This window comes from Natrinema pellirubrum DSM 15624 (genome assembly GCF_000230735.2).
Classification (GTDB): Archaea; Halobacteriota; Halobacteria; order Halobacteriales; family Natrialbaceae; genus Natrinema; species Natrinema pellirubrum.
In genome coordinates this window covers 197,965-218,804 of the sequence record NC_019963.1, presented here as the reverse complement: position 1 = coordinate 218,804, position 20,840 = coordinate 197,965, and the positions used below count along the sequence as shown (strand labels likewise).

19 protein-coding genes are annotated in these 20,840 nt (G+C 57.7%); 12 read left to right on the top strand and 7 right to left on the bottom strand.

The genetic code is table 11. From position 1 onward, the window contains the following. Nucleotides 1–98 precede the first annotated feature (98 nt). The 4 genes from NATPE_RS20705 to NATPE_RS20690 form a co-directional block, all read right to left on the bottom strand. Entirely contained in the window at nt 99–1,883 is a 1,785-nt protein-coding gene (locus NATPE_RS20705; RefSeq protein ID WP_015299344.1) for an archaea-specific SMC-related protein, read from the bottom strand. A 2-nt stretch (nt 1,884–1,885) separates the two neighbouring features. Then, a complete protein-coding gene (gene rdfA / locus NATPE_RS20700) occupies nt 1,886–2,638 on the bottom strand; it encodes a rod-determining factor RdfA (RefSeq protein ID WP_006182446.1) in 753 nt (250 codons plus the stop codon). Nucleotides 2,639–2,797: 159 nt separating this feature from the next. Continuing rightward, nucleotides 2,798–3,979 (bottom strand): sodium:calcium antiporter, encoded by a 1,182-nt coding sequence (locus NATPE_RS20695; protein WP_006182445.1) that lies wholly within the window; start codon nt 3,977–3,979, stop codon nt 2,798–2,800. A gap of 66 nt (nt 3,980–4,045) precedes the next feature. Further along, complete coding sequence (locus NATPE_RS20690; RefSeq protein ID WP_015299343.1) at nt 4,046–4,441, bottom strand: universal stress protein; 396 nt, start codon at nt 4,439–4,441, stop codon at nt 4,046–4,048. A gap of 458 nt (nt 4,442–4,899) precedes the next feature. On the opposite strand from NATPE_RS20690, the gene NATPE_RS20685 reads away from it, so the two are divergent. The 3 genes from NATPE_RS20685 (at nt 4,900) to NATPE_RS20675 (ending at nt 9,003) form a co-directional block, all read left to right on the top strand. Continuing rightward, nucleotides 4,900–5,151 (top strand): hypothetical protein, encoded by a 252-nt coding sequence (locus NATPE_RS20685; RefSeq protein ID WP_006182443.1) that lies wholly within the window; start codon nt 4,900–4,902, stop codon nt 5,149–5,151. A 243-nt stretch (nt 5,152–5,394) separates the two neighbouring features. Further along, nucleotides 5,395–8,067, top strand: a complete 2,673-nt coding sequence (gene acnA / locus NATPE_RS20680) for an aconitate hydratase AcnA (protein WP_006182442.1) — start codon at nt 5,395–5,397, stop codon at nt 8,065–8,067. A 96-nt stretch (nt 8,068–8,163) separates the two neighbouring features. Beyond that, on the top strand, nt 8,164–9,003 hold the full coding sequence (locus NATPE_RS20675; protein ID WP_006182441.1) for a ZIP family metal transporter: 840 nt from the start codon (nt 8,164–8,166) through the stop codon (nt 9,001–9,003). Between the two features lie 142 nt (nt 9,004–9,145). Here the strand turns inward: NATPE_RS20675 and NATPE_RS20670 are convergent, their stop codons facing one another. Together NATPE_RS20670 and NATPE_RS20665 are read right to left on the bottom strand one after the other, a co-directional pair. After that, entirely contained in the window at nt 9,146–9,811 is a 666-nt protein-coding gene (locus tag NATPE_RS20670; RefSeq protein WP_006182440.1) for a potassium channel family protein, read from the bottom strand. 66 nt (nt 9,812–9,877) lie between these two features. Continuing rightward, the gene (locus NATPE_RS20665) at nt 9,878–11,281 is read right to left on the bottom strand and encodes an APC family permease (protein WP_006184178.1); all 1,404 of its coding nucleotides are present in this window, start codon (nt 11,279–11,281) and stop codon (nt 9,878–9,880) included. A 121-nt stretch (nt 11,282–11,402) separates the two neighbouring features. On the opposite strand from NATPE_RS20665, the gene NATPE_RS20660 reads away from it, so the two are divergent. From NATPE_RS20660 to NATPE_RS23185, 7 genes are all read left to right on the top strand, one after another. Continuing rightward, a complete protein-coding gene (locus NATPE_RS20660; RefSeq protein WP_006182438.1) occupies nt 11,403–12,008 on the top strand; it encodes a hypothetical protein in 606 nt (201 codons plus the stop codon). Between the two features lie 182 nt (nt 12,009–12,190). Beyond that, entirely contained in the window at nt 12,191–12,388 is a 198-nt protein-coding gene (locus NATPE_RS20655; RefSeq protein ID WP_006182437.1) for a hypothetical protein, read from the top strand. A gap of 366 nt (nt 12,389–12,754) precedes the next feature. Next, entirely contained in the window at nt 12,755–14,380 is a 1,626-nt protein-coding gene (locus tag NATPE_RS20650; protein WP_015299341.1) for a transposase, read from the top strand. 531 nt (nt 14,381–14,911) lie between these two features. Next, entirely contained in the window at nt 14,912–15,451 is a 540-nt protein-coding gene (locus tag NATPE_RS20645) for a DUF7342 family protein (RefSeq protein ID WP_006182435.1), read from the top strand. Nucleotides 15,452–15,454: 3 nt separating this feature from the next. Next, the gene (locus tag NATPE_RS20640; protein ID WP_006182434.1) at nt 15,455–15,913 is read left to right on the top strand and encodes a hypothetical protein; all 459 of its coding nucleotides are present in this window, start codon (nt 15,455–15,457) and stop codon (nt 15,911–15,913) included. Then, a complete protein-coding gene (locus NATPE_RS20635) occupies nt 15,910–17,154 on the top strand; it encodes a phage integrase SAM-like domain-containing protein (RefSeq protein WP_006182433.1) in 1,245 nt (414 codons plus the stop codon). The genes NATPE_RS20640 and NATPE_RS20635 overlap by 4 nt, the downstream gene beginning before the upstream one ends. A gap of 185 nt (nt 17,155–17,339) precedes the next feature. After that, nucleotides 17,340–17,741 (top strand): HVO_A0114 family putative DNA-binding protein, encoded by a 402-nt coding sequence (locus tag NATPE_RS23185; protein WP_081597664.1) that lies wholly within the window; start codon nt 17,340–17,342, stop codon nt 17,739–17,741. A gap of 87 nt (nt 17,742–17,828) precedes the next feature. Here NATPE_RS23185 and NATPE_RS22505 read toward each other — a convergent pair whose 3' ends face one another. After that, complete coding sequence (locus NATPE_RS22505; RefSeq protein WP_157557371.1) at nt 17,829–18,041, bottom strand: hypothetical protein; 213 nt, start codon at nt 18,039–18,041, stop codon at nt 17,829–17,831. 668 nt (nt 18,042–18,709) lie between these two features. On the opposite strand from NATPE_RS22505, the gene NATPE_RS20620 reads away from it, so the two are divergent. Then, nucleotides 18,710–19,051 (top strand): pilin, encoded by a 342-nt coding sequence (locus NATPE_RS20620; RefSeq protein WP_006182430.1) that lies wholly within the window; start codon nt 18,710–18,712, stop codon nt 19,049–19,051. Between the two features lie 29 nt (nt 19,052–19,080). Then, complete coding sequence (locus NATPE_RS20615; protein ID WP_006182429.1) at nt 19,081–20,826, top strand: hypothetical protein; 1,746 nt, start codon at nt 19,081–19,083, stop codon at nt 20,824–20,826. Nucleotides 20,827–20,840 lie beyond the last annotated feature (14 nt).

Below are 20,840 nucleotides of genomic sequence, written 5' to 3'. Positions count from 1 at the left end.
TATATTTGGGATCCTGCTTCCACTCACGGAATAAGGTCATTCTTGTCTGGTTGGTCGGTCTGAGAGACTCCGAGACACTGTGGAGCGGGTTGGCCTGACTACGCCGCCTCGACGTCCGGCTCATGTGAAACGACTTGCCAATCAGCTGGCGACAGCACATTCGCTTCGAGTCCCTCATGTTCTGGGAACGCCGTAAGAACGAGATATTCAGTTCGCGCCGCCAAGTACTCGACCAGGATTTGGAGATTCTCACTGGCAAGGCCACCGAGTTCGTCGAGGAGCATCACCGGGACGCGCTCACCGACGTCGAATGCCTCGTGGCCAGCAAGTGCCGCAACGATTCCGAGAAGTTCCCGTTCACCCTCACTCAACGCGTCTAGCTGTGCCTCTCGTCCCTCTCGGGCAACGACGAGATCGAACGTACTCGTGAGGCGAGCCGTCTCGAAGCCCGTATCGAACTCCTCCAGCAGATCCGCCAACGCCGTAGAAAAGGCATCACGCGTTCGCTGCTTGATCTCGTCTTTCCGGGTGCGAAGATCCGTAATGTCGTCTGTCAACGACTCGTACTCGTCTTCAAGCCCATCCCGTTGTGCTGCAAACGTCTCGGTCTCCTCGAGTTCGTCACGGACATCGGCTAACTCCGCTTCAGTGTACTTGATCTCGCTTTCGAGGTCCGTGAGTCGGTCCTCGGTCGTGTCGACGACCTCCTCAAGATCCTCGAGACGGGACTCGAGGTCGTCGCGGCGGTCACGAGCCGTGTCGAGACTCTCCTCGGTTTCAGCGAGACGGGACCTGAGTTCCCCAATTCGATCGGTCAACTCGGTTTCCCGGCGTCGTGCCTGTGAAATCTCGTCACGCTTTGATTCGAGCTCTTCGACACGCTCGCGGCTCTCGGCTGCCTTCGAGCGGAGGTCGCTAATTCGCTCATCGAGTGCCGCGAGCTGTCCCTCGATCTCCTCGCGCTCCGTATCACTTCCACAGAGCCAACAGGCGACCGAGTCCGATAGCATATCGTGCGATACCTTCGTGAGAAGTTCGACACGACCTTCGTCGAGGACCCGTTTGTTCGCCTCGTAGACCGACTGCAGTAGTTCCTTGTCACGTTCGAGATCACGCAGTTCGGTTTGGAGACGTTCAAGATCGCCTTCGATGTTGGTCTCTGAAGGAATCGTGAGCGATTCTAGTTCGTCCTGTTTCTCCGAGAGTGTGTCACGAACGCGTTCGGCAGTCGTTTCGAGACGGTTGATCTTGGTCGTCACGCGGTCGCGTTCGGCCCGCAACTCGCTCAGTTCCTCACGGGCATCGCTGTCGCCGGCAGGGTCTTCCTCGAGTTCATCACGTTCGGCACGCAATTCTTCGAGATCGTCTTCGAGGCTCGTGACCTGCTGTTGTAGATCCGGGAGTCGATCAGCAGCCTTGTCCGCTCGATCGAGTTCCCGCTCGACCTGCTCACGTTCGTGACGGAGATCGGCAATCTGTTCGTCGATATTCTCGAAATCCAGGGGGCGTGTGAGAAGGTTTTCCAGGTTCTCGCCAGCTCGGACGGCCTGCCGGATCTCGTTGTCCTCGTCCAGGAACGCGAACAGCTCTGCACAGACACGATCGTATTCCTCTGCCAGATAGGGCTGTCCGGAGCGAGAAACGGTCCCGTTGGTCCGTTCCAACTGGATCGTGATTTCGTCCGCGTCGGTCTGCAAGTTGACCTCCCCGGAGGCCTGTCCCTCAGTCAGGGGTGTTGCTGTGCCCAATGCAGTCTGGATACCGGCGAGGAAACTGGACTTTCCCTGCCAGTTACTGGCGCGGACAGCATTAATGCCTGACTCGATATGGGCCTCACCGTGTCGGATCCCGGCGATGTTCGTCAGGGAAAGATGCCACGTCATGATTAGAAAGCAGCGATCGTGGCAGCTTCGAGGAGGAACGGTTCTCCAGAGACCACCGCCTGAAGCGCCTCTATGGCGACGTACGAGAGTGCCAGCGACGAATACTGATTCTGAACGCGCTCCCTCTCCGGTTCTTCAGACGGAGTTTCGGCGTGCGTACGACACACGTAGCCGCGCTCAACTGCATCCTCGAATGGCACTCGGACCGAACACTCCGGACAGCGGAGTTTGACCTGCACATCGACCTCGGCCTGGTCTGCGTCCCGAAGGCGGTTCTTCGAATGGAGGGACGAGAGGACTGACTGGGCTTTCTCTGTCGCTCGTTCTCGGGCCATCTGGACGGTGTTCGACTCCCAATCCGTCTCTGCGGTGGACGTGTCTTTCTCGGCTCCGAGACAGTCCTTGAGGTGGTGCCGCATCGTACTCCACGATACCATCATCGTGGCGAGTTCGTCGATATCGAAACCATCCGTCGCGATATCCGCCGCCAATTCATCCCGTTGGAGGTCCTCGTCGCCGGTGATGAGCTCGTACTCGCGATCGAGGTGTGCACTTACCGTGTCTCGACTGTGATCTTCGTATAACCGCTTCAATAGCCGTTTATTGAACCATTCGGTGAGTGTTTTGTACCCGACAGAAGACCGCCCGTCAGCACCAGTCCATCGCGCCACCAGATACTCGTCGACCGACTCGTAGCCCGGATCAGGCACGGTCAGCGAGTGGCGTTCGATGATGGGGTCGACCTTGCATCCCATTGTTTTGTTCTACCGGAAGACAGGGTCTGCCCGCTAATAAACGTGGTCACTCTCCCTCTTTGGATCGACGAGCTATCGCCGCGACCTGTCTCGGACGAGATGAAGTTCAGCTTGAATCGGTCTCATATGTGCTGTACCGTATCCCAATCAGTGAGGATCTCAACTGACGGAGATACCCAGATAAAAAACATGGTATAGAACGACGATGATAAAGATGAGATACAGGATTCCGCCTACGAAAAAGGGCAACGGTTGCATATTTGCATCCCCGACCGACCCCGCTCGGTGGTACAGAATCGCCCCGCTCAGTAGCGCCAAGATAGCCGAGAAGGCATTCAAAAAGCCAGTCGTGCCCCACGTAAATGTGAGATTCCACGATGTGAACAGAACCCCGAGCATCACAGGGAGGGTGCTTTGAAACGCCATCGCCCCGGTGATGTTCCCGATCGCGAGAGTGTCTTTATCCCGCGAAATCCAGATGATGCTGTTGAACTTCTCGGGGAGCTCGGTGGCGAGTGGTGCGAGTAATAACGCCAAGATGGCAGGGGGAAAATGCAAGACGGTGACTGAGAAATACTGGACCTCAGTTACGAACAGTTGGGCGCCGGCGACGATAATGACCAGTGCGAGAAGCGTCTGGACGAAGACCAGCCCGCGATGCGGGTCACTACCGTGATTGCTTGATGAAGCAGTATCCGACAGAAGATCCTCGCTTCGTTCGACGATGCGGCCGACATACAGCGAGTCGAGTCCGTCATCTGCGATAAGTTCGCCGTGCTGGAGCGACCGATACACGTACAGACCGTAGAGTCCGACCAGCACCCCTGCGATCCCGACGGTAACAGGGACTGGTCCAAGAGACAGGTTCGACGGGAGAACAGCGGCCAGCAACGCCAGAGAGAACCCAATGAGAAAGAATCGGAGGTCACGGCGCGTTGCGGCCGCATTAAAGTGAAACTCCTGACCGTGAAGGCGTCGTTCCGAGAAGTACAGAACACTTGCCCCAACTAGAAACATAGCAATCGTTGCGAGCATAAACGGTGCTCCAAGAATTGCCCCAACGCCGACATGGTCTGCAGCTGCAGTATCACCCGTCAGAAACCCATGGATGATAGCGATCACCGGGATCATCGTCTCGGGAAGCGCCGTCCCGACCGCTGCCAGAATCGAACCCGTTGCGCTCTCCGAGACACCCAGTCGATGTCCAAGCCACTCGACACCGTTCGTGAAGATCTCGGCGCCGAGTAACAAGAGGAGGAATGACGTGATAAGCAATCCAAGATTTTCGATAACCCGAAAGCTGACCAACAAGGGTAGCTCAAGAGTGCCACCGATCATCATCTCAGCGTTCTGTAGCCCGTCAGTTAAGCGGTTCTATGTCCGCGGCTCGTGAGTACCCACATCCACTCAGGGCACGACAGTGACAGGAACGGTACCAGCCTCAATCACGGTTTTCGCCGTACTCCCAAGAATGAGTTCTCCTACGGCACCAGTCCCATGATGCCCCATAATCACGTGGTCGTACTCGCGGTCATCGACGAGCTGCAGAACACGCTTCCCGATGTGTGTCGAGGATCGGGGTTTACTCACCTGAGTGTCCGTGATGATCTCCGTCTCGCCCTCGACACCGGCCGTCGTAAAAATCTCCTCCGCAGCCTCGATAACGTCGTCGGTCGCCTCGGTACGAATATCCGTGAAATGAACCACATCGATTCTACCAGTACGAGCTGTGACAACATCGACTGCGTGCCTGAGGGCACGACGACTACATTCGGATCCGTCTATCGGCACTAACACATACATGACTGAGCAGAGTACGCGATCAACTAAAAAACGATGGCACCGAGACTCCCAATACACCCGATTCGGGGATTTCGTGGCATTGTGTGATAGTTAACCACGAATCACAACATGTCGTCTGTGAACCGGGCCGCTCCGATCGTCTATCTGATAGAAGTCCTCGACGACGAACCAAGTAATACCAAAAGTTGAGGCTGATCGTCTCAATGCATAGGCTTCTCTCCTCCAAGTACTTCGCCAAGACGCGAATCGGTCAGTACTCTCCTCGAAACTACTCGAGCTCCGGAATCAAGTGATTCGAATCTTGCGGAATCCGTACTTGGATTTCTGAGCTGTCTTCAAGTCCCAATCGTTCGAACGTGGGCGAGCGAACGTTCGCCATGAGAGTGAGCGAGCTGGCTTCTATTTGGATATCGATTCAACACTTACACTCCTCATTCAACTACCGAGCAACCGCCCTTGTGACTTGTGAATACCATCTCGCGCTCGCCGGCGCGGCGATCCAGGTTGTGACGCTCGTACTTGTTCCGTTCTCGCTATCGTGGTCGTTCGTTCCGTCAATCGGTCCGGTCGAGTCCGGCGCGGTGGCACTCGCCGTGATCTCGACACCGCTCGCGGTCGAAAACGCGCTCACGAACGTCTCGCTGAACGCGACTGTCGAGGCCCAAGGTGGGGCGTTCGGACTCACGCCATCGGCCAGCGGTCTCGCCTGAACGTTCGGTCAAGTAGTCGCTGGGCTGCTGTACGTCGCGGTGGCGTACTAGTCGCCGTTCGTGGTTGCGGGCCTGCTTTTCGTTCCGATTCTCGTCGTTCTCGGGCCAATCGAGCGCGAGCGCCTCGACCCGAACATCACGTGACATCGAACAGAGTGTGACTCCGAACAGAGAGAGCGTGACCCCGCTGCACCGCGGTATCCACAGTTATAAAGAGACACCCACTGAACTATCTTCCAAGCTATGAATCCATTCGAGGCGATCCGCGAGTTCGAAGCCGACGGAACGACTTACAAGATAGCGGACCTCACGGTCCTCGAAGAGCAGGGCCTTTGTGACCTCGATGACCTGCCGGTCAGCATCCGAATCCTGCTCGAATCCGTCCTCCGAAACGTCGATGGGGAGGACGTTACCGAGGACGATGTCCGTGGCCTCGCTGGCTGGCAACCGGACGTGTCCGACGCCGACATCCCGTTCCAACCCTCACGGGTCGTCCTCCAGGACCTCACCGGCGTCCCCGCCGTCGTGGACCTTGCCGCACTCCGGTCGTCCGTCGAACGCAAGGACCGCGACCCAACCCTCGTCGAACCCGAGGTCCCAATCGATCTGGTCATCGACCACAGCGTCCAGGTCGACTACTTCGGCAGCGAAGACGCCTACGACAAAAACGTCGAACTCGAATACGAGCGCAACAGCGAACGGTATCGGGCGCTGAAGTGGGCCCAGAACGCCTTCGAGGACTTCAGCGTCGTCCCGCCGGGAACGGGCATCGTCCATCAGGTGAACCTCGAATATCTTGGGCGGGTCGTCCACGAGCGCGAGCAGGACGGCGAGAACTGGCTGATCCCAGACACGCTCGTCGGAACCGACAGCCACACACCGATGATCGGCGGCATCGGCGTCGTCGGCTGGGGCGTTGGCGGCATCGAAGCCGAAGCGGCCATGCTCGGCCAGCCAATTACGATGACCCTCCCCGAGGTCGTCGGCGTCAAACTCACGGGTGAACTCCCCGACGGGGCGACGGCGACTGACCTCGTCCTTCACGTCACCGAACGACTTCGGCAGGTCGGCGTCGTCGATCGGTTCGTCGAGTTCTACGGGCCCGGCGTCTCCGAGCTGACCGTCGCCGACCGGGCGACCATCTCGAACATGGCACCCGAACAGGGATCGACCATCAGCATGTTCCCGGTCGACGAGGCCACCCTCGAGTATCTCGAACTCACCGGGCGCGATCCCGACCACATCGATGTCGTCCAGCAGTACCTGGACGAACAGGGACTGTTCGGCGAGCAGAACCCCGAATACACCGAGGAAGTCGAACTCGACCTCGGCGACATCGAGCCCAGCCTCTCGGGGCCGAGCGAACCGAACCAGCGCATTGCGTTGGGCGACATGGAAACGCAGTTCCGCAAACTACTCGCAGACGAGGTCGACGACGGCGACCTCGACGAAAAATACGAGATCGAGATGCCGAACGGTCGGACGACCGAGTTCGGCGACGGCTCGATCGCGGTGAGCGCCATCACCAGCTGTACGAACACCTCCAACCCCTCCGTGATGATCGCTGCCGGGCTACTCGCCCGGAACGCCGTCGAGGCCGGCATCGACGTCCCGCCGCACGTCAAGACCAGCCTGGCCCCCGGGAGCCGGGTCGTCACCGAGTACCTCGAGGAATCGGATCTGCTCGGCGACCTCGAGGCGCTCGGCTACCACGTCGTCGGCTATGGCTGTACGACCTGCATCGGGAACGCCGGACCGCTTTCCGACTCCGTCGAGGATGCCATCGACGAACACGACCTCTGGGCGACGAGCGTGCTCTCCGGGAACCGCAACTTCGAGGCGCGCATTCACCCGAAGATCCGCGCCAACTACCTCGCCAGCCCGCCGCTGGTCGTCGCGTTCGGTCTCGCGGGCCGCGTCGACATCGACATGGAAGAGGACCCGCTCGGATACAATCCCAACGGCCAGCCGGTTTACCTCGCGGACATCTGGCCCGACCAGGAGGAGATCCACGAGGTCATGACAGCCAGCGTCCACAAGGAGATGTTCCAGGAGAAATACGCCGCCGTCACCGAAGGCGACGAGAACTGGAACGCCCTCGAGGCCCCGACCGGCGACGTCTACGAATGGGACGAAGAGTCGACGTACATCCGCGACCCGCCGTTCTTCCAGGACTTCCCCATCGAGAAGCCCGGCGTGGACAACGTCGAGGACGCGCGCAGTCTCATGACGCTCGGTGACACCGTCACCACCGACCACATCAGTCCAGCCGGCCCGTTCAGCACCGACGTACCCGCCGGCGAGTGGCTTCAGGAGCAGGGCGTCGAACCCCACGAATTCAACACCTATGGTGCTCGCCGGGGCAACCACGAGGTGATGATGCGTGGGACGTTCGCCAACGTCCGCATCGAGAACCAGATGCTCGACGACGTCGAAGGCGGCTACACCATTCATCACCCGACGGGTGAGCAGACGACCGTCTTCGAGGCCAGCCAGCGCTACCGCGATGATGGGACGCCCCTCGTCGTGATGGCGGGCGAAGAGTTCGGGACCGGGTCGAGTCGTGACTGGGCGGCGAAGGGAACCGACCTCCTCGGGATTCGTGCGACCATCGCCGCGAGCTACGAGCGCATCTACCGGGACAATCTCGTCGGCATGGGCGTCCTGCCGTTGCAGTTCGACGAGGGCGACACCTGGGAATCCCTCGGCCTAGACGGCTCGGAGGTATTCACCATCGGCGGATTGGACGACGGGCTGGAGCCGATGGCCGAACTGACGGTTACCGCAGAGCGCTCGGACGGATCGACTGTGGAGTTCCCGGTGACGGCCCAGGTTGGGACCCCTGCTGGGGTGCGATACGTCGAACACGGCGGTATTCTGCACTACGTCCTTCGACAGCTCCTGACCGACTCGTAACGTTTCGAGAATAGTCTCTATAACAGATTTTTAGGATTGTCAAAAACAGATATTGTGTTTCCAAAGCTTCTTTGCCGAGATAAGTACATATCCACTATGGGGTTCTTGAGCAACATCACGCTCGTGTTCGTTGCCGGTCTCGCAACTGCGCTGGCCACTGGGTTGGGGGCTATTCCGTTCTTTTTTGTCGAGGAGTTCAGTGACCGATGGAATGTTGGCCTCTGGGGGATTGCCTCTGGCATCATGGTCGCAGCGTCGCTGTTCGGCCTGATTAGCGAGGGGTTGCAGTACACCGACGAGGGACTTCCGATGCTGATGCTAGCTGGTCTCTTGGCTGGGGTTGTCCTGGTCGAAGGTTCCGAACGTGTACTCGACCGAATTGATCTTACAAGCGATCAGGATGACGACGATACCCGGTTGGAAGCCGAAGCGTTTGCTGACGGCGACCTGAAGACGTTAGTGTTAGTTCTCGGGATCTTGACTGTCCACAGCTTCCCCGAAGGTGTCGCCGTCGGCGTTTCCTTTGCAGAACTCGGCATCGGGGGCGGGATGGATGTCTTCGGCGTCGCAATACCACTGTTGGCCGTCTTTATGACGCTCGCTATTTCGATTCACAACATCCCTGAGGGGACTGCAATCGCGATTCCGATGCGCGAGATGGGACTATCAAAGTGGCGTATGGTCGGCGCAGCAGTGTTTTCGAGCCTCCCGCAGCCGATTGGTGCCGTTATCGCCTTCGCCTTCGTGAGTTGGGCTCAGGCGTTCCTCCCGTTTGGGTTTGGCTTTGCTGCGGGTGCAATGATCTACCTTGTCCTCACGGAATTTATTCCCGAAGCCCTCGAAACCGGTGTCGACCTTCCTCACGGCGGCTACCGCGAACTCGCAGGTGGAGCCCTTGTCGGGGGCGTAGTGATGGTGCCGCTGTTGTACGTTTGAGCTATCCACCGTTAAGCCATCAAAAGATGTCTGTCGGGATTCTCGAACAAGGCATCCAGAGCATTATTGTCGACCGAGCGTATAGCCGGCTCTCTCCGGAGCAGTTTCGACGTGCGGTGCATGCTGTGCGTCGCTCCCTCCGTTATCCCCGGAGAAGTCGAACTACCTCGTCAGTCACGTCTGTTCGGACTGCTAAAATGTACTGGATGCCGGGTTCAAATACCATATCCGGCCCCGGGAACGACCCCGTGCTCTGTTCGGCGACGACGAGTGATCCTCGGGGGAACGAAACTGCCTCTAATGACTTTCCAGCTGCTGGCGCTCCCTCGGCGACTTCAATCTCGATCAGTTCCAACTGATTAGTGACCTCCTCAATCGTCCGCACACCACCGCCGCTAACATCGATGATATCGTTGGCTGCTGCGTGGGCGGCCAACTCTTCGGGGTACACGACTGCGTCGATCATCTCCTCGTATTCCTCGTGATCGCCGTGGTCGATCCGGGCGACCGTCTTGATATCCGGGGCGATCCGCTGGGCCGTCATACAGATCCCTAAATTTGTCATCGCACCGTAACTTGTGAGCGCCGCGATGACATCACTTTGCTCTAGGCGCGCTTCTCGAAGAACGCTCGGGCGACCCCCATCCCCCTGGATCACGGAGGCAATATACTGGTCGCTCAGGAACTCCACACGGTCTTCGTCCTTTTCGATGATTATGACGTCGTGGCCGCGATTATCTAATCGCTGTGCAGTATGGTACCCGACGTGCTCACCACCGACGATGACGATGCGAAGGTCTCTGCTCATAGCTGAGTTTGAATCCGGATCACAAAAATAGTACGTGTCTTTCTCATATCCGACTCCGTACTGGGTTCAGTCACCGAGTCGATGGTTTCTTGAGAGGATCCCACGGATCTGCGCTGGGTTGAGCCCGACGTAGATGACGGCACCGAACAGGAGCCATCCGACCGCGATAGCCCACGTCAGAGGCGAAATGAACGCAGCAAGGAGAAGGTTGAGCACGCAGCCGAGGATCGGTGGAATCGGATAGAACGGAATCTCGAACGGCCGGTTGAGATGCGGCTGCTCTCGGCGGAGCTTGATCACCGCGAGGTTCACGACAGTAAATCCGAGCAGGGAGAACAGACTCGCGAGATTGCCGACGAGACTGATCGGGGCGAAGACTGTCGCCACGAGCATGATTGCCGCACTCGCCATCAGTGCTGCGAACGGCGTCCCGTACTTGTGGTGAATATTCCCGAACCGGGTCGGTAACTGTCCTTCTCGACCCATAGCGAAGGCCACGCGGCTGGAGCCGATTACGACGGCATTGAGCGCGCTGATCGTCGAGAAGACGGCGCCGAACGCGATGAGCGCTGCCCCAATCGAGGCGCCAAACAGGCCGATGTCTGGCATGAAACTGATCGCAGCCTCGAGGACCGCCTGCTCGCCGGCCTCACCCACTCGTGGCGCCCCGAGCGTCCCGAGAGCGACGCCGACGACCAAGAGATAGATCAGAACCGTCACGCCGAGACTGATGAAGATCGCTCGTGGGATGTTTTTCCGTGGGTTCTCGACTTCTTCGGTGACCGTCGCAATGAGATCGTATCCCTGGAACGCGATGAACGTCAGCCCCATTGCCGGCAGAACCTTCATCGCCCCGTTCGAAAAGAAATCCGACAGACTCGGCGTTGTTCCCGAGTCGATGCCGAAGAACGTCGCCGACGACACGGCACTGATGCCGAAGAGGATGAATACCCCGAGAATCGCGATCTTCACGAGCGTCACGAGCGTCTCCGCGCCACCGCTGGCCTCCGTCGAGAGGGCGTTCAGCGCGACGAACGAGACGACAGCAAGCAGTGCGTAGCCGACGTACCAGACCGGCCCTGACGGCAGCCCCGTCCAGTAGAGGTGGACGAACCCGACGAAGTTTGACGAGAAGCCGAGCGCGTACAGCGCACCGGCGGCCGTGTACGTGAACCACCGGGTCCACCCCATCACGAACGCGACGGGCGAGGAGAACGTCTCGCGGACAAAGGCGTACCCGCCCCCGTTCTTCGGGATCGCGCTCGCCAGTTCAGCGTAGGACAACGCGGTGAAGGTGGTGACACCCCCATTGAGGGCGAACACGAGAAGCGCAGCTGGGCCTGCGATGTCGGCAGCGAGCCCGGTCAGGACGAAGATTCCCGCACCGATCATCGCGCCGATGCCGACCATCGTCGCGTCCAGCAGCCCTAAACTCGTAGCCGGTGATCGATCTCCCTGCTCCGTTCCCATCGTTAGCCAATATCGGATCTGGGATTAAATAACCGACCACCACGATTCGCTGAAATTCTGTCCTACAACGAGTCCCCTCGCGAACGCTCTCCGGGGCCGGTCACAGCGATTCAGTCTCTTCGTGACCGTCCTCTTAGCGACCAGCCTCGTTATCGCACCCATCACCGTTGTCTACGCCGCGGGTCTCGACCTAATCTATGACATTCCGAGCGCCGAGCCTGGTGTTGATAAGACCTACGACGAAACCTATCGTGTCCTCGCGAACAACGACGTGGATGTCGATCCCGCGGATGTCAGTTACACTGGCTACTTCGAGAACGACTACCCGGCCTACCCAGTCGACCTCGGGCGGGCTACACTGTCACCCTCGCAATCGCTTCGGTATTCCACAACAAGCGGTGTCTACATCACGAACCTCTCCGATTACAACGCGATTCCCATCCAGGATGAGTGGAAACCCTACTCCAGCATGCCGTACTACACAGAAACGCAGTTCATCAACGTGCATAAGAAGAACACCTACGACGGGCCCAAAAGTAACGACGGTGAGTGGTTCGTACGTGTCACCAACCAGTACGGTGAGTGGCGACCCGTCTATAACGTCGACGTGAAATGGGACCCAGACGCCGAGGAACTCTACGTCTCGAACCCTAACGACGCCCTCGTTCACCTGGCCGAGCACTCAATCATCTACCTGTGCTATTATCGGAGTTACTACCAGTTCTAAATAAAGAAATGGCGCTACTATCTACTGCTACAGAGAACCTCGAAATGACGTTAGTATCGGCTGGAAGGATGAGGTCCAGGTCCGGGCCGTTACCCAAGGCCGGCAGACTACCTCAAGAGAAACAGCGGCCGTGGGGAACAGTTATGTACGCAACACGCCAACTCGGCGTATAGGAGACGGCGATGGTACGCAAAAAGACGCTTAGTCCCAGCGGCGCGAAGGACGAGGATGGGCACGTCCACAACGTGCACATCAACCTTCACGAGGACGAGCTAGCGGTCGCGGGGATGGATATCGGCGACGAGGTGTATGTCCGTGTCCGAGAGGACACGATCATCATACAAAAGACTGACGCGGGCCCGGCCGAACACGACTTCTGATAGTGATTAAGACGAATTTCTTTACCAGTCAAATGCGTCCAGAGGTATAGTTCGTTGACCACATTGAGTCCTCTCAAAATATGCTCTTTCAGCGTGGACAGGTTAGGTATGAGCGGGTGTTTGAACCAGTCTAGCAGTTGATTCCAGCATCCTTCGACCGCGTTCAGTTCCGACAAAGATGGTGGACTCAAGGACATAACCGTGAATGACACCAATTCAGCAATATCGTTGCCACTACTGTATTCCGCCGGTATCGGAAACCCGCTACTCAAGTGATCTGTTGTGGCGGTCGGTCACAGACTATCTACAGGTGAAGGCCCCACCACACTCGAAGCGTTGATTTTGTAAACTTCCGCAGTACCTTACATGAGTGGTTCTGGCAACTCGCACCCGAGTGAGAGTCCGCGAACGCGCTATCTGTGTGAAGCGTACCAGCTTGGGATCGCCATCCGAAACGATCTCCAAGATGCTGATCTCATCACCATATTTGAGAACCTAGATCACTCGATTGATACCATCGAAGATGGCTATCCAGCGTGGCATCCTTCCCCACTCTCCTTTCACGCGATGGTCCTCGCGTTCGTCTTCATGGAGATTACGGGCGACTCCTACGCCGCGTTCACTCGACGACTATCACGGCAACCAGAGGTGGCCACTCTCTTGGGATTCAGCCGTGTCCCTGACGCATCAGCATTTTCGCGGGCGTGGCGGAATCGATTCGACGATGCCGTCCACGAATACGTGCAGACTGCGGCCCACTTCGTCGTCAAGGAAGTCCATGATTTCGACATTCCTGCGCCTGAGATTCGACCCAAAGCAGAGATCGTCGACGAGCCTCCAGTAGAGGAGGACTCAGCGGAGGATGAATCGTTCTCACAGGACGAGATTGTCCAGACGACGCGACTCGCCCGTGATCACGCCTTCGGTTACTTCGAGTCTGGCCGTGCCGCGAACGCCTCCTACGAGGACACGCGGTTCTTCGAGTTGCAGACCTTCATGGGGATGGTTCGGTGCGGTACCGCGCAAGGAGCCGCGCGCTTCCAGTATCGGCGTGGTGAGGACTACGGCCCACATGGCGACACCCACCTCCGCGCCGTCAAACAATTCGAGCCCAAATATCTCGTGAACGGATTTAATGAGACGACGGACCGCTTGCTCTCAGTCATCGCCTCGGAAGCCTCGTTCCACCGTCCAGTGACCGCTGCGATCGACATCACGACCATTCCCTACTACGGGGATGTCGAGGAGATGCCGATGGTGAGCGGGACGAAAGACGGCGAGGGGCGGGCGTTCAAATTCGCCACACTCTCGATTGTCGGATGGAATATCCCGCTCGTCCTGGCTGTCGAGCCGGTGCGTGAGAGTTCAGCATGGGACGAGAACCCGCCGAACCGGATTCACCGGGTCGTCCGTCGGCTTGTCAAGCGGGCGAAAGAGCACGTCCCCATCGAGACGGTCCTCTGCGACCGCGAGTTCGATTCCATGCGCGTGTTTCAGACCCTCTCGAATCTCGACGTAAACTACCTCATCCCGAAGCGCATCACCAGCTCCGAGCGCGAGGTAATCGATCGGATGGACGAGGACAACCAGGAGGTCGCTGTTGAATCCGCGTCCGTCCACGTCGAGGCCGGCTCGCATCCGATGCGGTTTCTGTACGTTCCGTCAACGAGCGGTGAGGGAACTACTGTCTTCGCAACGAACCTCCGAGCCGGGCCAGATGAGGCCGAAACCTTCTGTCGGCGGTATAGCCATCGGTGGCAGATCGAAAACGAGTACAAGAGTATCAAGGGTGATTTTCTGGCGAAAACGTCCTCAAAGGACTATCGAGTTCGACTGTTCTATTTCGTGTTCGCGGTGTTACTGTATAATATCTGGCGGCTGACGGACTTTCTCCTGAAAGCGGGCGTCGACGGCGAAATGAATTACGCGCCCGTGCTGACGGCCGGTGAGTGTGTCGAGATCGTCGCCTCGGCTTTGATACCACCCGACTGAGCGACCGATTCCGCACTGGGCTCGCCACTCGGGAGTGGCAACACCGTTCAGCAGCGCCAGAATCCGCGTAATTTCCCATGCTCGCTTGATAGACACGGCCGCTAAGGTCCGAAATCGACGCTTGTTCAGTGGGAAGCATCACGAGTCGACGGAGATTTGACCCAAAACTAGCCCATCCTCCGAGGTTGTGGAGACCGCCGGCTCAGTTTTGATATAGCGATATATAATTTATAAATTCGGTTTCTTGGCTATTAACACTACTACCGCCAGAATTCGGAACTTTAGGCAAATAAGCGTCTGGACGTGATTACACCAATAATCACGACCACTTTGAAGTACCCCGCCGCCGTCGGTGAAGCACGAATGCTGCAATCGCCTCGTGAGGCCGCTTCCCCGGGTAGAGACGCTATGACTGGGGTGCCACCTTGCTCTGAATTTAGTTAGCGTGCATCGACAGAATGATTGGAAACTTATATCGATATATAACGAACAACCTCAACCTATATTAAGACAAGGCACGAACTGTCGCTTATGACCGAAGATAAATCAAACTCTGAGAGCCTGATGGACCGTCAGACCACGGGTGAAGACCGTGTACGGATGGTCGCACGGCAGCTGTCGGAGCCGCGGACGGCAAACTGGATCGCGTCTGAAGCGGGCTGGTCACACGAACCCACCAAGCGCGCCCTCGAGCGACTCGTCGACGACGGGATCCTTCACCGTGATGAGAGTGGCACTCATACTACGTACTATCCCGATTACCGTCGTCAGGCGATGCAAGAGGCAATGCGCCTTCGAGATAGCGGTCACACTGTCGAGGAACTCACGGATCGGCTCGCCGATATGAAGGCACAAATCCGTGACTGGGAGGATAAGTTCGATGTCGAGTCACCGAACCAGCTTCGTGGGACGCTCGCCAACGAGACCCTTGACGCTGACGAAGAAGACTATCGACGTGAGATCGCTCGTGAGTGGGAGCATCTCCAGCGCCGCATCAAAATCGTCGGGTTCGCCATCCGCGAGTGGGACTTCCTGTCCCCAACGACAGAGCCCGCTGAGGCCAGCAGCTAACGGATGTCGGTCCCGCATCCCGGTGGTGACCCGAACGCGAATCTCTATGCCCAGCTGAAGCGGGATGTCCTCGACCGTGTCCCACAGATCACGGCAATCGAGTACGTTCCAGACGATATCGAGGCTAAGCAATTGCGGGCGATTTTCGATCCGACCCTCCTTGATCCTCCTACCGGTCCTGAATCACCGGAACTAACCATCAAATGGTACCGACAGGACCCCCACGATTGGTTCCGTATCAACTACACCGACCCGAACACAGGCTTTCATGCTGGATGGCACCAAGACGAGGATCACCCCGATCTCGGCCGGGCACATTTCCAGTATGCAGCCGCCGAGGAGGATGATCGGTGGGGAATCACGTTCGAACACGGAACACCCTCTTTAATCCTCTGGGAAATCGTCGAAGACCTCCTTCAGGAGATCCGTCCGACCTACCAATACGCAAACGGGGAACCATGACCTCCGAGAAAGTATCTAGAGAAGGCACCGGGCGGTCACTCGCCAGTTCCTTCGATCGCTACTTGCAAGACAAAGGGAAGGGCCGCGGTGGCGATGGCGGGAACTACAGAAGAAACGCAGCACGCGAACTCGAACGGTTCTCTGGGTGGGCCGCCGGCGACCGCGGCGATGACGATTGGACCGGAATCGTTGCTGACGACATCGACCGAGAACCCATCTTTGAGGACCTCGACGAACACGTGTTCCGCGAGTACGCTCGTCACCTCGCCGGTGATCGAGGACTCAAACAGAATACTGTACAAACCTATTACCGCTATATCTCTGCATGGTGCGGCTGGTGCGTCAATGAGGGCTACCTCGAAGTCCACTATGCCCAGCGGGCGAGTGCGATGGCGCCGCTTCCCGAGGATGACGGCCGTAAGCCCGGTGACCAGCAGGCTTGGACGTCTGAACAGCGTCACGCACTCACCCGCTATGTCGACGAGCGAGCCCGCAACGCCATTGAGACGTACACGACGCTTCCGGAGGATGTTGATCCACTTGACAGGCAGCGAGCGCGATACGAGGCGCTGAAGGCGTCTCGTGACCGAACCCTCGTGTTCGTCCTCGCGTACACAGCTGTTCGTGTCGGGGAACTGCTTCGAGATCCGAACGACCCGCGCCGGCGCGGGATCCGTTGGGAGGAGATCTCGCTCGAGGACGGGAGTATGGATGTCTACCGGAAGAAACAGCAGTGGGACGCAGCGAGTCTCCCTGACCCGGTAATTTCGCCGCTGCGGAGCTACCGGAAACTCATGAACCCACCAACCGAGCGCTGGCCGGTGTTCCCGACGTTCGACCAGCGGACGCTCGCGGGACTCGTGCAGGAAGAGCTAGCCGATCGAGGGGAACACCCAGATTCAATCGATGGCCTACGAGAGGAGTCTGCTCGAGACCTCTTGTTGGCGCTCGACGAGGATATTCGGCCACCGTCGATTACGACGGATGGCGCACGGTCGATTCTCCAACGACTCTCAGATATCGCAGAGATCGACATTGATCATCCGAAACACGACTATCTCGCACCCCACGGCGGCCGCCGTGGGATGGGTGAAGTTCTTGTCCGGGCATTCGGATACACTGCTGCCGCCCGGTACCTTGATAACTCCGAGGAAATGGTGCGGGAACGGTATTCGCATATTGAGGCCGGCGAATTGGGCGATGTTGCTACGGAAGCCCTTAACGAGATAGATTCTGCTTAAATTAAATTTCAATTCCGAATGTCGTCTTGCTGTGATCAATCCGGTTCAACAATGACCCCGGTGTCTACCTGCACCTCGGCTCACGGACATTCGAAGCCGACTATCCGGGATTACAGATACTGTATCATGCTTAGCGTCGGCGCTTCTGTTCGACAAGCGAACCGATTGGTGACCGACCTAACCCTATCCCAAGCCATGACCAAACACTCCATATCCGAATCAATTCGTCGTCCGACCGCAGCGACCCCGAGGACACGCTTGCAGCTCTCGATGCCGATGAGGGTGTCGACCCGAAGCCGTCGACGCTCTCCGTTGCGGACCTCGAGACGTTCGGCCGGATCTTCCGGCCGACGAACCTTGAACTGCTCGAGGAAATCGCGGACCATGAGCCTGAGAGCATTTGTGAACTCGCCCGGACCGTTGACCGTCACCCGCCGGAAGTGACTGATAACGTCACTGAACTCGCCGATTGCGGCCTTGTCGACCTTGAGGAGAATGGCCGTGCAAAGCGGCCGGTCGTCTGGTACGATGAGATCGATGTCGACATTCCAATCGGCCAGCACTCGCCTGATGTTGCGCCGGCGTAATGGTCGTTGTGGACCCAACGCCTTCGAGGCACAGTCATCGTCACGCACCCACGAGAGGGCCACACGGCACTTTTCACATACTGTTCTTTAAATACGGAGCCGCGGCCAACGCCGGCGGCGCTCACTGAACGATAGGAGGATCTCTTGGTCGCAGTCGCACTGGCCGAGTTCAGCGTCCACTACGACAACGCCGATCCCGAACTCTCGCGAGCAGCGTGGCAGCTCGCAGCGAGCCGCCTCGTCGATCACTTCTTTCAGATCTGCTTTCACATCTTCTGGAATCGTTTCACCATCTTCCATCGTTTCGCTGTGCGGTTGAAGTCCAAGACCTCATATCAAAACACCATATTTGTATTGTATCATATTATTTCTTCTAATTTGATTGGATAGTAGATCACCCTTCCCCCACGGTGACCGCTGTATTGGAAAGATCGCTCACCCCAAATACAATAGTCGATGTCTATAGATGAACGCCATTCATACTTTAATTACTAATAATACGACCCAATAGTAACTATTATGTAGCACCGATAAGGAGTTTTTGGTGCTTACATTAAGACGCAAAATAATGCTGTGCAAGACTTCCCACACACGAATTCCAATCATATCCGTCAACGCAGTGTTCCTCAGGTTGGGTAGCAGTACTACTGCCTCCAGGTCGGTTCGAGACACACTGACTACACGATTGATCGGGTGCAAGAGCACCCCTCGAGACTGGGACGTACTGGTTGCCGATGTGAGTCGTGATACAACGTACGACCTCGAGGACCTGATTGCATCGCTATCCAACGATGAGGCCTACCAGCCACAGCCTGACGCACCCCACGCAAATATTTCCCCGTATGAATAATGGTCCCACTCCCGATTCCGTTGAACAGTCTGCCAAACGCCCTGATGAGCAATCCATGTTTTCGGGTCAACTCCGAACCCTGTCTGCCCGAGCAACGTCGAAGGCTCCCCCAGTCGCCATGTGGATCTCATTCCTCGTCATTATGACTGGCTCAGCGGCTGCCCAGTCGGATGTCGGTGATGTCTACTGTGGAACTGGCGTCGAAACAGGGATCACGATCGTCTTTGGGGCGATTGCCGGGCTTGGACTCCCTGCAACGGGTTTCTACGTCTGTCGAGCGGGGCTCTCGTACATGCGTGCGGGCGGCAATCCTGAGAAAAAGAACACCGCCAAAGAGCGACTGGTGATGTCGGGTGTTGGATTTGGCATCATCGTCCTTGCGCTCATCTCGCCCGAACTCATCGACAATGTTGGAAGTCAGATGGGATTCGAGTTCTCGAGTTGCGTGCAGCCATTCTGACCCCTTCACATATGGCCCCGTCCCGTTCGATGCTCGTTGTGGTCGCCCTCCTCGGCACGAGTAGTCTCGTGGCTGGCCTTGCGAGTACCACAATTCTCGCAGCGGATTCACACTCGAGTACAGCAGTCCCTACAAGTGGGCCTGATAACGGCGTCAACGAGTCGCGGTTCTATTTGCTGTGGTCAGAAGATACAGAGCAGGAAAACCTCTCGAGTGACGATTTCGATGTAAACGCGTCGTCGTCTGCAGAATTCACACAGCGCCTTTCGAGGTCGACGGACTACCTGTTCGACGACCCGATCGAGGATGTCGAGCAGTGGAACCGTGGCGATTTCGGTGAGTATGCTGCTGGTGATGCAGCAACGTCAGTTCATCCGGAGTCGGCTGACCTCGAGGATGGCCAGTACATCAAAGACGCACACACCAGCATCTTCGCTGTTCAGCCATCGACGGTCCTCCAGTCGGGTACCGAGTCGACTACATATATCGCACCGAAAGGCGAGGTACTTGCGACAGCTGATTATCGAGTCGCGGTTCCAGACGATCGTGAGAGCGGCCCAGTGCGTGAGGAGTGGTCCCTCGAGGAAGCGGAACTCGAAGAGGTTGAGCTTCGGGCCGCTGGTCAGCAACTGGATTCCAACACCAGCCACCAGTCAACCCTCGAGTATAGCGGCCTGTCAGGCGACCCAACGCTGACAGTTGAAGTGGATATCTCTGCTCAACTCCGCCACGAACGGCGGACGTGTGACGAGTATAATCAGAGTACAGACTCCTGTGATGGCTCGTGGGAGACAGAACTCACCCATCCGTTCGAACAACTCACAGTAACCGACTCGCGCAACACCACTGTCAACCGATTCGACACTGCCACTGGAACCCAGACGACATTCGAAACCGATGATGAGCAGACGGGCGCTGTCGTTCACCCAGGTACTGTCTGGTCGGCAATTGAGACCAACGATGACATACGAGTTCGCGGGAACTGGCGCTTCTATTCCGCCGGCGACGCCGGCTGGCACACGATGGTCTCACGGACAGAGACCGAGACGACGCGAGCAAATTCCACAGTGCGTCCGGCACAGCTCTACGCGGTCCCCATGCAGGCGGAGCCGGACGTCTCGAGCGGCTCGACGGAGACGGTCGAACCACCGCTCGAGATCGAAGACGCCTGGGGGAGTGAACATGCTGGGCCGTCCCTTGCTGAGGCAATCGACGTTACCCCTGTCGATCAGTACGTAAACTCATCGTCCGTGGCGCTGCAGTCAGAATCGATTACAGCCGATTCGTTTGACACGGTCACCGTTCACGGCATTGTTCGCGGCCAGTCACAAACAGTCTCGCTCGCGGACGACGGCATCGTTCGCGAAACCAATCTCAATCTGACCGTACTCGAGGCCGATTCCTCGGGAGCAGTCGTCGAAGCAACAGTGACGGAAAATGCAACTGGAGAGCCAGTGACGACTGGGCGTGTGGAAGTCGGCAACCAGTCGGCTCCCCTCAACGCCAGTGGCATGGCTCGACTCCACCTCGAAGAACGGCCATCGCTCGTAGTCGACGGAACATACGTTGCTGAGGATTGGTGGCGTGCAGAGACGATGTACGCTACTGCAGAGGATCGGGCGAAGATCCCACCGAAGTATCCGAAGTTCGCTCAACTCGTCCAGTTAGCGCTCGTAACGCTGCTCTGGTTCCTCCCAGTTGTCCTAGCCGTCTACGGGTTTGACTACCTGACTGGCGGCACGTTCCTTGGACTCACAGATACCGATGACAGATAACAATCCAACTTACG